Below are 12,806 nucleotides of genomic sequence, written 5' to 3' on the forward strand. Positions count from 1 at the left end.
AACACCTTCGGGACAAGAGAAAGGGGGTCCCGCTTACCGCCGGGAACCCCCTCACCCCTACCGCTGACCAGCGCAAACGTACAGGCGGCTCGCTACAACCCCTTGCGGAAGCCCTCCGCCGCCTTCAGGAAGATGTCGTTCGCCTCGACCTCACCGACCGTCACCCGGACACCCTCCCCGGGGAACGGCCGGACCACGACCCCGTGCTGCTCGCACTCCGCCGCGAACGCCGCCGTACGCTCCCCCAGCCGCAGCCACACGAAGTTGGCCTGGCTCTCGGGCACCGTCCAGCCCTGGGCGCGCAGCCCCTCGATCACCCGGGCGCGCTCGCCCACCAGCGAACCGACCCGGCCGAACAGCTCGTCCTCGGCGCGCAGCGAGGCGACCGCCGCCTCCTGGGCGAGCTGGCTCACCCCGAACGGCACCGCCGTCTTGCGCAGCGCCTCCGCCACCGGCTCGTGCGCGATCGCGAAGCCCACCCGCAGACCGGCGAGACCGTACGCCTTCGAGAACGTCCGCAGGACGCAGACGTTCGACCGGTTCCGGTACAGCTCGACGCCGTCCGGCACCTCGGGGTCGCGGATGAACTCCCGGTAGGCCTCGTCGAGGACGACCAGCACATCGCGCGGCACCCGGTCGAGGAACCGTTCCAGCTCGGCCCGGCGGACGACCGTGCCGGTCGGGTTGTTGGGGTTGCAGACGAAGATCAGCCGGGTCCGCCCGGTGATCGCGTCGGCCATCGCGTCCAGGTCGTGCACGTCCCCGTCGGTGAGCGGCACCTGCACCGCGGTCGCCCCGCTGATCTGGGTGATGATCGGGTACGCCTCGAAGGAACGCCAGGCGTAGATCACCTCGTCGCCGGGGCCCGCCGTCGACTGGACCAGCTGCTGGGCGACGCCGACCGAGCCGGTGCCGGTGGCAATGTGGGAGGCGGGCACGCCGAAGCAGCCGGAGATCTCCTCCACCAGGGCCGTGCACGCCAGGTCCGGGTAGCGGTTGAAGTTGGCGGCGGCGGCCGTCACGGCCTCCATCACCCCGGGCAGCGGCGGGTAGGGGTTCTCGTTGGAGGACAGCTTGTAGGCCACGGGACCGCCGGCCGCGGCGGGCTTGCCCGGCTTGTAGGTGGGAATCCCCTCCAGCTCGGCGCGCAGCTTCGGGCTCGTCTCGCTCACCGCAGTCCTCCTCGTGACCACCACCGGCTCCCGGCTTCAATACTGCACACCTTATGAGGATTCGGTGCGCGTGCGTACAGGTGCGTACGGATCTCCCGACCTCTGCGGACGAAGCCGCACGAAGGCGTACACACCAGGGGGCGCGCCCTACATATATCTACGCGCCGGTGGCTCACGCCGTGGCGCGCATCCCTCGTGCAGGTGAGTTGAGACCTCTTCGAAACATCGGTGCGTTGGCAGGCTCATCCGTGCCAACACGTCACGTCTTGGGATGTGAACGCTCAACTGACTTGCTTTCTAAGGCATTTGAGCCCTGCCGACCTTGCAGAAACGTGCCTGTCAACGCGTGCATATGCGTCCGCCCTACCCCACCGGATGAGCCCTACTATCGGCTCGCCATGACAGCAGCAGGGAAGCACCAGGTGAGCCGCGCGGAAACCTCACGCCGAGGCAACCGGCCGGGCCGGGCAGGCATCAGGGACGTGGCCGCCGCCGCCGGAGTGTCCATCACGACCGTCTCCGACGCCCTCAACGGCAAGGGCAGACTCCCCGACGCCACCCGACGCCATGTCCGCGAGGTCGCCGACCGACTCGGCTATCGCCCCTCGGCCGCGGCCCGGACCCTCCGTACCGGCAAGTCGGGTCTCATCGGTCTGACCGTGACCACGTACGGGGATGAACCTTTCACCTTCACCGAGTTCGCGTACTTCGCGGAGATGGCGCGCGCCGCCACCTCGGCCGCGCTCGCCCGCGGCTACGCGCTCGTCATCCTCCCCGCGACCTCGCGCCACGACGTGTGGTCGAACGTCGCCCTGGACGGCACGGTCGTCATCGACCCGTCCGACCAGGATCCGGTGGTCAGCGAGCTCGTGCGCCAGGGTTTACCCGTGGTCTCCGACGGCCGCCCGGTCGGCTCGCTGCCGGTGACCGCCTGGGTCGACAACGACCACGAGGCCGCCGTGCTCGACATCCTCGACCACCTGGCCGACGCCGGCGCCCGCCGCATCGGCCTGCTGACGGGGACCTCGACGGACACGTACACGCACCTGTCGACCTCGGCGTATCTGCGCTGGTGCGAGCGGGTCGGCCAGGATCCGGTGTACGAGGCCTACCCCGCCCACGATCCGTGCGCGGGCGCCGTCGCCGCCGACCGGCTGCTCGCCCGCCCGGACCGCCCCGACGCGGTCTACGGGCTCTTCGACCCCAACGGCACCGATCTCCTCGCCGCCGCCCGCCGCTACGGGCTGCGGGTGCCGGAGGACCTGCTGCTGGTGTGCTGCAGCGAGTCCACGGTGTACGCCAGCACCGAGCCGCCCATCACCACGCTCTCCCTGAAGCCCCGCCGCATCGGCACGGCGGTGGTCCAGCTCCTCATCGACGCGATCGAGGGCGTGGACGCGGACTCACCCGTCGAACAGGTGATACCGACCGAACTGATCATCCGTACCTCGTCCCAGCGACGTCCGCCGCGGACGACGGTCAGTCCGCCCCGGACACCGGAGAAGGGGTAGCGGGGGCCTCGGCGCGCGCGGGCCCGCGAGAGCCCGCGACGGGGCGCGGGGGCGGCGCGGAGGCGGTGCTGGGGCGGCGCTGGGGCGATGGCGGAGGTACGGCGGGGGCGTCCTCGTCGTACCCCCGACGTGACGGGCGGGTGCACAGAGGCCGACGCCCTCGGCGTACGACCCGTGGATTGCGACCCGTGGTTTTCGACCCGTGGATCAGGTCCGTGGTCTTCGACCCTTGGATCAGGTCCGTGGATCAGGTCCGTACGGACGGGCCGTCCGACCCTGCGGGGTCGCCCCGGAAAACCGGTGCTCCGCCCCCACGGCGGGGCCCGGCGCGTATGAGTGCGGTGTGCGCCGGGTGTGTACCGGCTGCAGAAGCCCGGCCCAATCGGGGCGAAAGCGGCGATGAACTGGACCCTTGCTCCGATTCACCACCCCTGGGTCATCACACGGCTCGATCCGCATTCCTATGATGGGCGCACGGCACCGCGGGCGGCTTCGACCAAGCAGCCCGCAGGGTGCAGCTGCGGCGCGATGGTGGAGGGGTCTGATGACTCAGGGGGCCGGTCAGGGACCGGAGGCGGAGCGGACGGCGACGTTGCGCGACTTCCGGGTGCCCGCTTATGTGCACGAGACCGGTCCGTACGACCAGAACACACATCCGGGCAACGTCGTGCCGCCCTTGGAGGACGCCGTGGAGCATCCCGAGGGCTACACGCCCACCCAGCGAGACCTGCCGGTCATCCAGCGCGGCGACACCCTCCAGGTGCCCGTGGACCCGGCGCCCGCCCCCGCACCGCAGCCCTCGGCCGGCCCGGGGCCCCTGTTCGTCGTCGGCGACGTGCACGGCTACCTCGACGAGCTGCTGGCCGCGCTCCGGGAGAAGGGCCTGGTCGACACGGCCGGCAACTGGTGCGCGGGCACCGCCCGGCTGTGGTTCCTCGGCGACTTCACCGACCGCGGCCCCGACGGCATCGGCGTCATCGACCTCGTCATGCGGCTGTCCGCCGAGGCCGCGGCCGCCGGCGGCTACTGCAAGGCCCTCATGGGCAATCACGAGCTGCTCCTGCTCGGCGCCAAGCGGTTCGGCGACACGCCCGTCAACTCCGGCGCGGGCACCGCCACCTTCCAGGCGGCCTGGCTGCTCAACGGCGGCCAGAAGAACGACATGGACCGCCTCCAGGACCACCATCTGCAGTGGATGGCACGGCTCGACGCCGTCGAGGAGGTCGACGGCCATCTTCTCGTCCACTCCGACACCACCGCCTACCTCGACTACGGCGACTCGATCGAGGCGGTCAACGACACCGTCCGCGAGACGATCACCCGCAACGACGCGGACGAGGTGTGGGACCTCTTCCGTAAGTTCACCAAGCGCTTCTCCTTCCGGGACGAAGGTGGAGCCGACGCCGTCCGTTCCCTGCTCGATACGTACGGCGGTACCCGGATCGTTCACGGACACAGCCCGATTCCTTATCTTCTGGGCGAGGTCGGCTCCGAGGAGGACGAGGACGGCGACGGCCCGCACGTCGAGGGACCGCACGTCTACGCGGACGGACTGGCCATCGCGATGGACGGCGGCGTGACGATGGCCGGAAAGCTGCTGGTCCAGCAACTGCCGCTCGACGACTGAGCGTTCGGGGACGGATGGCCAAGCGCTCGCTCGGCGGGCGCGCCTCCTCTCCAGACGGTCGGCGACGGCGCAGGTCGGCGGCCAATTTCGGCAAACCCCCTGTCACCGCGGGCCGTCGCCGCTCTACCATCGGCTTATCCGTAGCAGGCTCCCCTCCGTTTCTGCCCGACGGCTCGTTGGCATGCGAGCCCCAAGCCCTACGGAGCATCGGGGGATGCACATGAACAGCGTTCCGCAGCACCTGCACAGTGAGGACCGCCAGGAGTACGAGCGGGTCCTCGACGAGGCGCTGCGCTCCGCACCACACCACCCGGAACCGGCCGCTGTGGGACAGCGGCTCAATCCCGAACAGCTGCGCACCATGGCGCTCAACGCCTCCGCGCTCATCACGGCGGCCGCGGCGACCGAGTACCAGCACTACATAAAGGTCCGCGAGGAACTGCGTCACCCGGCGCCGTCCACCCCTTCGTCCCCGCACGAGTCCGGTTCGGGGGAGCCGGGCGCGGGCGCGGTGGGGCTCGCGACCACCGTGGGCGACGCGGCCCAGGTCGCCGAGGCCGCCGGAGCGGGCGCCGTGGCCGTCGCCGCCGTGCTCACCCCGGTCCTCGCCGGCACCGCCGCGTTGATCTTCCTGCTGGTCGGCTACCTCCTGCGGGCGGTCGACCCCGACCGGACGGCCGCCCACGCCATGCTCAACGTCGGATGGGCGTTCGGAGCGATCGCCGCCCTGGCGATCCTGGTCGCCACCGTGGGGCTGCTGCTCACCGCCCTGCGCAACCGTCCCTCCCTGGAGGCGGGACCGTACGGCGAACTGAACGACGAGGTCGAGCGGGCGAGGGACGCCTGGCGGGAGGCGCTGCTGGAGCGGGGCATCCTGCCGTTCCTGCGGGAGGCCCTGGCCGCACCGGGCACGACGCTCCTGTCCCCCGAGCCGGCCCCGCCCGCCCCCACCGGCCGTCTGCCGAAGATCGGGTACGACCGTCCGGGCTTCACCAGCCCCGACGACGGCCCGGCGGGCCCGCGCCCGAGCTTCACCAGCCCGGACTACACGAGCCCGGACTTCGGCGGCCCGGAGCACCTGCCGGAATAGCCAGTCGGCTTGCGCCCCCGCATACCTGGGGTCGGGGAGCGCAAGCCGATCGGTGAGGTGCTGCGTGCTGGGTGTGGGGTGAGGGGTGTGAGGTGTGGGGTGAGGTGTGTTCCTTACGTCGGCTCAGAGGATGCCGGCGTGTCCGGCCGCCGTGATCCAGGACGGGAACTCCGACAGCAGCCGGTCGTAGAGTTCCTGATCCGGTACGGCGCTGATGTCGTCCACTGCGAAGAAGCCGACGTTGTCGACGCGTCGGCCGGGGAGGGTGTCGAACCGCTCCAGGACGCCGTAGTGGGACCGGCCCAGGCCCACGAACTGCCAGAAGACCGGCTCCTCGACCGCCGCGCGCAACTCCTGCTCGATCGCCGCGTCGCGGTAGACCCCTCCGTCGGAGAAGAACAGCACGAGCGTGGGCAGGGGCGTGGGATTCTCCCGCACATACGCCCTGACCTCGGCGATCGCCTTCTGCTCCTCGTTCTGGATGCCGACCGTCCGCATGTCCACCTGGCCGGGCTCCAACCCCTTACGGGGCTTCTTGCCGCGGCGGAACAGGCTGATCTCGCCCACCCGGACGTGCAGCCGCAGCCACTCGGGGAGTTCGGCGAGCCGGAGGTCGGGAAGCCGGGCGGGATTGCTCGCGAACGTCCAGGCCTGCATCTCGCCGTCGTCGTCGAGCTGTGCCGCGACCGCGGCCATGCGCTCCACGACGTCCGCCACCACTCCGCGCGAGTAGTGGAACGCCATGGAGCCGGAGGCGTCCAGCACCAGCAGGATCCGCGCCCGGACACCGGCGGCCCCCCGCTTGCTCAGACTGACGGCGACCTGCTCCTTGCGGAGGGAGAGCCGCTTGCGCATGTCCACGGGGAGCTGGTCCTCGCCTTTGATCAGGCGGGGGGTGGTCGGAGTGGATGGGACCGCTGGGGTGGGTGAGGTGGATGAAGTCGGCGGAGGCTGGAAGGGTGGCGCCGAGGCGGTCCGGGTGGGCGGGGGCTCCTCGTCGACCGTGATGCCGAAGTCGGTGGCCAGGCCGGCGAGTCCGGAGGCGTACCCCTGACCGATGGCGCGGAACTTCCAGCGCCCCTCGCGCAGATACAGCTCGCCGCAGAGGAACGCGGTCTCCGTCTCGGCCCGCATCTCGAAGCGCGCCAGCTCGGACCGCCCGTCCGGGCCGAGCAGCCGTAGCGTGAGCCCGGCCACCTGCCCGAAGGTGCCGCCGTCGGCCGACGCACCCAGCACCACCCGCGTGACGGCGCTCTCCAGCGCGCCGAGGTCGACCTGGACCGTGTCGGTCAGGACCCCGTCGGCCCGCTGCTTGCCGAGGTGGGTGACGGCGCCGGACGCATGGCGCGGCTGGTTGTAGAAGACGAAGTCGCCGTCGTCCCGGACGCGTCCGGCATCGGTCAGCAGCAGTGCGGAGGCGTCGATGTCCGGCCCTCCGGCCCCCTCGGACCAGCTGAGTTCCGCCCGGACGGCGGAGGAGTCGACCGGCACGTTCGCGCCCTTGCTCATGGATCGCGCGTTCATGACCTCAGTCAAGCACCTGGGACGCCGTCCACAGCCCCCGCCTTGACGGCGGATCGCGGGAGGAGCCGACGACGCCCCTTCACCGGCCGCATGACGGGCCGGCAGCGTTCCGTCCGGAACCTTCACAGTCCTCGAAGGCCCCGGACAACGCTTCGGCGCACGCGGCATCGCCACCTCGGTCCACATCGCCGATCCGGACGGCAACATGGTGGAACTCCGCTGGTACCCGCAGGACGCCGCGTCCTGACGAACGGGCCGGAAGGACGTGGCACGCCTTTCCGGCTCCGCCCGCCGCGCGGAACTCAGTCCGCGATCGGCAGATACACCCTGTTCCCGCCGGCCGCGAACTCCTTCGCCTTCTGCGCCATACCGTCTTCGACCTCCTGCCGGTTTCCGCCGTGGGTGCGGCGGATGTCCTGGGAGATCTTCATCGACGAAAGTGGCAGGCCGCACAGGTTCGTCGCGGGCCGGTCCGCTCAGAGCAACCGTAGGTCGGGCAGACAGCCGGTCAGGACGACGACACACACCGGCTTTCCCGTGCTCGCACGTCCAAGCCACACGGCATATGTGCCGTCCCCGCCGGTGCAGAAGGAGACAAGGTCACTGTCGGTCGCCTCGTCCGTGGTACGGATGTACCCGTCGCTGATGCTCTCTCCTGCATCGTCCTCCTGCTCCACGAGGTAGCGTCGATACTTGTCCGCGAGTACTTTCCACCCTGAGGCATCAGCGAAGGACCCCGCAGCGCCGTCCGTGTCGAAGCCGAAGATCTCATTCCCGCGCAACAGCCTGACGTCGTCCTCGTCGGTGAGCGCCAGCTCCCACGACAAGACCGGTTCTTCCCCAAGCAGCAGACGGACAGCGACTTCCTCCACCACGGGGAAACGCTCGTCCTCGTACTGGCTCTCATAGGCAACTACGGCAGCCTGCACGAGATACTCGCCCGGAGTGATCCATTCGGACAGCTCACGACCAGCGCCGTGACCCTTGGTGAGGGGATCCGCGACGACCAGCCTGCCGCTGGGCACACGCAGAGCCGCGATGTTCCGTATGGGGTTTACCGTCATCTCCGGCTCGAAGCTCGTCGCGATACGCGTGCCTGGCTCGAACAACTCCTCGAGATGGGCTGGTCGAGCCGGACGCGGAGGCACCCAGGGAGAAGGCCGGCCATCGGCGAAGCGGTCTGCACACCATGCCTCAGTCTCGCTCTGAGTGGCATCCACGAAGTCCAGCCGCTGCCCTGGCGGCAACGTTTGTGACAGGAGCAGCTGCCTGACACCGCATACGCCGAACCCTGATCTGGCATGCCATCGGTTCTCTTCGGGAATGTCCGCGGGCGTGTGGCGTGACGGTCCTCGCGCCCCCTTCGGTTCGCTCACCCTGCGCCCTTTGCCGCCCGGAAAGAGGTCCACGTAGGTGCGCCCGGCTTCGGGGGCGAACTCGGTTTGCTCCTCGGTGTCATAACGCCATCCCCCGAGGTGGCGCAGGAACAGGCGCCCGGGTTCGAGCAGGCGCCAGTCCGCCTCCCTGATCCGCCGTTCCCGATCGTCGTACGCCCATGCGCCCACATGGGAATCACCCCAGGCCACCAGGTGCACTTCGACTGGTGAGGTCTGGCCCTCCAGCCAGTGCACCATCACGTAGGGCTTTCCCACCCGGTCCCGTGCCTCGGCCGCAGCGGGCGAGAGCGGGTGGAGCACGGTCCGGGAGACCAGGTCCCACCCCTCAGCGAAGGACACCTTCACCGTCTGCTCAGCATCCCGCATCATGCCTCCCGAGCCGCACCGATCATGCTCCTGCTGTTTCGAGGAACCATAGGGGCGGCATACGACAACGGCCGACGCTGCCGTGGAGAGCAGTGCGACAGGCGGTACCCGGATCAGTCGACCGCGGGCACCGCCCGAAGCCTCACTCGGCGAGCGGCAGGTACACCCTGTTCCCGCTCGCCGCGAACTCCTTCGACTTCTGGAGCATCCCGTCAGCGATCTCCTCCGGCGACGCCCCCTCAGCCACCGCACCGCCGAACCGCTCTGTGATGCTTTGGCTAATCTTCATCGAGCAGAACTTCGGCCCGCACATCGAGCAGAAGTGGGCCGTCTTGGCCGGCTCGGCCGGGAGGGTCTCGTCGTGGAAGTCGCGGGCCGTGTCCGGGTCGAGGGCCAGGTTGAACTGGTCCTCCCAGCGGAACTCGAAGCGGGCGTCGGACAGTGCGTCGTCCCACTCCTGGGCTCCGGGGTGACCCTTTGCGAGGTCGGCCGCGTGGGCGGCGATCTTGTAGGTGATGACACCGGTCTTGACGTCGTCGCGGTTGGGCAGGCCCAGATGCTCCTTGGGCGTGACGTAGCAGAGCATCGCCGTGCCCCACCAGGCGATCATCGCGGCGCCGATGCCGGAGGTGATGTGGTCGTACGCCGGAGCGATGTCCGTCGTCAGCGGGCCGAGCGTATAGAACGGAGCCTCATCGCAGATCTCCTGCTGAAGGTCGATGTTCTCCTTGATCTTGTGCATCGGGACATGTCCCGGGCCCTCGATCATGGTCTGTACGTGAAAACGCTTCGCGATCGTGTTGAGTTCCCCGAGCGTGCGCAACTCCGCGAACTGCGCCTCGTCGTTGGCGTCCGCGATCGAGCCCGGCCGCAGACCGTCGCCCAGCGAGTACGTGACGTCGTAGGCGGCGAGGATCTCGCAGAGTTCCTCGAAGTTCTCGTACAGGAACGACTCCTTGTGGTGCGCCAGGCACCAGGCCGCCATGATCGAGCCGCCGCGCGAGACGATGCCGGTCTTGCGGTTCGCGGTGAGCGGGACGTACGCGAGGCGCACACCCGCGTGGACCGTCATGTAGTCCACGCCCTGCTCGGCCTGCTCGACGACGGTGTCCTTGTAGATCTCCCACGTCAGTTCCTCGGCCCTGCCGTCGACCTTCTCCAGCGCCTGGTACAGCGGCACCGTGCCGATCGGGACGGGGGAGTTGCGCAGCACCCACTCCCGGGTGGTGTGGATGTTGCGGCCGGTGGAGAGATCCATGACCGTGTCGGCACCCCAGCGGGTCGCCCAGGTCATCTTCTCGACCTCCTCCTCGATGGAGGACGTCACCGCCGAGTTGCCGATGTTGGCGTTGACCTTCACCAGGAACCTCTTGCCGATGATCATCGGCTCGATCTCCGGGTGGTTGACGTTGGCCGGCAGCACCGCGCGCCCGGCCGCGATCTCCTCTCGCACCACCTCCGGAGAAACGCTCTCCCTGAGGGCCACGAACTCCATCTCGGGCGTGATCTCGCCCCTGCGGGCATACGCGAGCTGGGTGACCGCCCGGCCGTCCCGGCTCCGGCGCGGCAGCCGCGGACGGCCCGGGAACACCGCGTCGAGATTGCGCAGTCCACCGCGCGGCGAGGTGTGCTTGATGCCGTCGTCCTCGGGCCGGACCGGCCGGCCCGCGTACTCCTCCGTGTCGCCGCGGGCGATGATCCAGTTCTCCCGCAGCGGCGCCAGGCCCCGGCGTACGTCGGTGTCGGCGAGCGGATCGGTGTACGGCCCGGAAGTGTCGTACAACGTGACCGACTGCCCGTTGGTGAGGTGCACCTGGCGGACCGGCACGCGCAGGTCGGGGCGAGCGCCCTCGAGGTACCCCTTGTGCCAGCCGATGGACGTCCCGCTCTTCTCGCTGGTCGCCTCGGCCGCGTCCGTGTCGGCCGCGTTCTGCGTGAAGGCAGGCGTGCGTGCGTCCTTGTTGGTCATGAGACCTACTCCCTACGCCGGCATTACCCGGTAACAGGTTCGGCGGTCGACGCAGCGGCTACCGTCTGCCGACGTTTCATGTGAAACATCACTCGCTCTGGTGACGTTCCACGTGAAACATCGCGAAGACGGAGGTCAGCGCCCTCTCAGCCCGGTGCTCCGAGCTCCCGCGTGTGCAAAGGTGGCACCACGCTAGCGGTATGTGTGGCGCGGTGAACAGTGGGCCTCTGCCGTTCTTGCGATGATCGGGCGGTGACCACGACACACCAGCCCCCGTATCCGCCCGGCGAGCCGCCTCGCAGGCCCGGCGCCGGTGGCGGCCCTGGTCCCCGACCTGGCAACCCCCCACAGGGCGGGCCCGCCGCCCAAGGGCGTCAGGACGAACGCGACTTCAGCTTCGGCGGCGGGTTCGACCGCGGCGGTCAGGGGGTCGGGCCCGGCTACGGGCAGCGCCCAGGGCCGCATCCCGGGACCGAGCACCACGGGCCTGAGCACCACGGGCCTGAGCACCACCGGTCCGGTCACCCGGGGCCCGGTCGGCAAGGGCCCCAGCCCTCCGGACCCGGATATCCCGGACATCCCGGGCACTCCGAGCCGCCTGAACACCCCGGGCGCGAGCATGAGCACGGCCATGGGCAAGGGCAGCGGCAGGGACCCGGTTCAGCTCCCGGCGGAGACCATGGGCACGGCTCCGAGGACGGTCACACCGGCGGACAGGGCAGCGGTTCCGGAGGCGGACACGGGCATGGGCACAGCCACAGCCACGGTCCGGCCGCCCCGGTCTCCAAGCATCTGCGCAAGGTCATCGGAGCGATCCTCATTCCCTTCGCCGCGGCGGTGCTGGTCGGGCTGGTGGTGCTGTGGCCCGGCGGCGCCCCGGCGCACGAGCGCACCGGCGTCGGCTTCGACCGGCAGACACAGCACGCCACGGTGACCAAGGTCGTCAAGGTGAGCTGCCAGTCGGTGAACGCCTCCGGTGGCACCCCGGTCGGCAACGCCTCCACCGCTGGTTCCTCCGCCGAGCAGCAGACGGACGCCACCTGCAAGAAGGCCACGATCCGCGTGGACACCGGCGACGACAAGGGCCGTACCTTCACGGAGATCGTCCAGCCGGACCAGTCACGGCAGTTGGAGCAGGGCGAGCAGGTCGTGGTCGCCTACGAGCCCTCGGCGCCGAAGGACCTGCAGTACTCGGTCACCGATGTGAACCGCGGGATCCCGATGACGGTGCTGGCCGTGATCTTCGCGGTCGCCGTCGTGGTCGTCGGGCGGCTGCGCGGTGTCATGGCGCTGGTGGCGCTCGCCGCGAGCTTCCTCATCCTGAACTTCTTCATCCTGCCCGCGATCCTTCAGGGCTCGAACCCCCTGCTGGTGGCCGTGGTGGGGTCCAGCGCCATCATGCTGATCGCCCTGTATCTGTGCCATGGACTGTCGGCCCGTACATCCGTCGCCGTGCTCGGCACCCTCATCTCGCTGATGCTGATCGGCTTCCTCGGCTCCTGGTTCGTGGACTGGGCCGCGCTCACCGGCAACACGGACGACAACACCGGCCTGATCCACGGTCTGTACCCGTCGATCGACATGAGCGGTCTGCTGCTCGCCGGCATCATCATCGGCTCGCTCGGTGTGCTCGACGACGTCACGGTCACCCAGACCTCCGCGGTCTGGGAGCTGCACGAGGCGAACCCGGCGATGGGCTGGCGCGGGCTGTACCGGGCCGGTATCCGGATCGGCCGCGACCACATCGCGTCCGTGGTGAACACCCTCGTCCTCGCCTACGCCGGTGCCGCCCTGCCGCTGCTGCTGCTCTTCTCGATCGCGCAGAGCAGCGTCGGCACGGTCGCCAACAGCGAGCTGGTCGCCGAGGAGATCGTGCGCACACTGGTGGGCTCCATCGGTCTGGTGGCCTCGGTGCCGGTCACCACGGCCCTCGCGGCTCTCGTGGTCGCCGCCGACCGCCCGGAACCGGGCAAGGCGGCCGCGGCCGCACCGGTACCGGTACCGGAGATGGCCCCGGTGGGCGCTTCGGCGGCAGGCCCCGGACAGCCGCGCGGCGGCCGGGGGAGACGGCGCAAGCACTGACGTCAGGGGGGCGGGTGCCCGGAAGCGCCCACCCCCTGAAGAAGCGTTCCTGCATGGCCCCACCCCCC

The 12,806-nt window shown here is 69.8% G+C and carries 8 protein-coding genes, 2 pseudogenes and 1 riboswitch; of the genes and pseudogenes, 5 read left to right on the forward strand and 5 right to left on the reverse strand.

What is annotated here, in order from left to right:
- Positions 1–92: 92 nt before the first annotated feature.
- Positions 93–1,172, reverse strand: a complete 1,080-nt coding sequence (gene hisC, locus ABZ490_RS09620; protein ID WP_358986904.1) for a histidinol-phosphate transaminase — start codon at positions 1,170–1,172, stop codon at positions 93–95.
- Positions 1,173–1,570: 398 nt separating this feature from the next.
- Between hisC and ABZ490_RS09625 the strand changes: the two genes are divergently transcribed.
- The 3 genes from ABZ490_RS09625 (at position 1,571) to ABZ490_RS09635 (ending at position 5,400) form a co-directional block, all read left to right on the forward strand.
- Positions 1,571–2,683, forward strand: coding sequence for a LacI family DNA-binding transcriptional regulator (locus ABZ490_RS09625; RefSeq protein WP_358986907.1), 1,113 nt, complete (start codon positions 1,571–1,573; stop codon positions 2,681–2,683).
- 544 nt (positions 2,684–3,227) lie between these two features.
- The gene (locus ABZ490_RS09630; RefSeq protein WP_358986909.1) at positions 3,228–4,310 is read left to right on the forward strand and encodes a metallophosphoesterase; all 1,083 of its coding nucleotides are present in this window, start codon (positions 3,228–3,230) and stop codon (positions 4,308–4,310) included.
- A 214-nt stretch (positions 4,311–4,524) separates the two neighbouring features.
- Positions 4,525–5,400: a hypothetical protein gene (locus ABZ490_RS09635; RefSeq protein WP_358986912.1), complete on the forward strand. Its 876-nt coding sequence runs from the start codon at positions 4,525–4,527 to the stop codon at positions 5,398–5,400.
- Positions 5,401–5,523: 123 nt separating this feature from the next.
- Here the strand turns inward: ABZ490_RS09635 and ABZ490_RS09640 are convergent, their stop codons facing one another.
- Entirely contained in the window at positions 5,524–6,924 is a 1,401-nt protein-coding gene (locus tag ABZ490_RS09640) for a VWA domain-containing protein (protein WP_358986915.1), read from the reverse strand.
- Between the two features lie 106 nt (positions 6,925–7,030).
- Here ABZ490_RS09640 and ABZ490_RS09645 point away from each other — a divergent pair.
- A pseudogene (locus ABZ490_RS09645) lies at positions 7,031–7,171 on the forward strand (VOC family virulence protein); the annotation flags it as partial.
- Between the two features lie 55 nt (positions 7,172–7,226).
- Here ABZ490_RS09645 and ABZ490_RS09650 read toward each other — a convergent pair.
- From ABZ490_RS09650 to thiC, 3 genes and pseudogenes are all read right to left on the reverse strand, one after another.
- Positions 7,227–7,382, reverse strand: a pseudogene (locus ABZ490_RS09650) (thiamine biosynthesis protein ThiC); the annotation flags it as partial.
- An 18-nt stretch (positions 7,383–7,400) separates the two neighbouring features.
- A complete protein-coding gene (locus ABZ490_RS09655; RefSeq protein ID WP_358986918.1) occupies positions 7,401–8,687 on the reverse strand; it encodes a DUF4241 domain-containing protein in 1,287 nt (428 codons plus the stop codon).
- 142 nt (positions 8,688–8,829) lie between these two features.
- On the reverse strand, positions 8,830–10,656 hold the full coding sequence (gene thiC, locus ABZ490_RS09660; protein WP_358986921.1) for a phosphomethylpyrimidine synthase ThiC: 1,827 nt from the start codon (positions 10,654–10,656) through the stop codon (positions 8,830–8,832).
- Positions 10,649–10,837, reverse strand: a riboswitch (TPP riboswitch). It overlaps the preceding gene by 8 nt.
- 71 nt (positions 10,838–10,908) lie before the next feature.
- Between thiC and ABZ490_RS09665 the strand changes: the two genes are divergently transcribed.
- Positions 10,909–12,738: a YibE/F family protein gene (locus ABZ490_RS09665; RefSeq protein ID WP_358986924.1), complete on the forward strand. Its 1,830-nt coding sequence runs from the start codon at positions 10,909–10,911 to the stop codon at positions 12,736–12,738.
- The last annotated feature ends 68 nt before the right edge of the window (positions 12,739–12,806 follow it).

The organism is Streptomyces sp. NPDC005811, from assembly GCF_040630405.1.
Classification (GTDB): domain Bacteria; phylum Actinomycetota; class Actinomycetes; order Streptomycetales; family Streptomycetaceae; genus Streptomyces.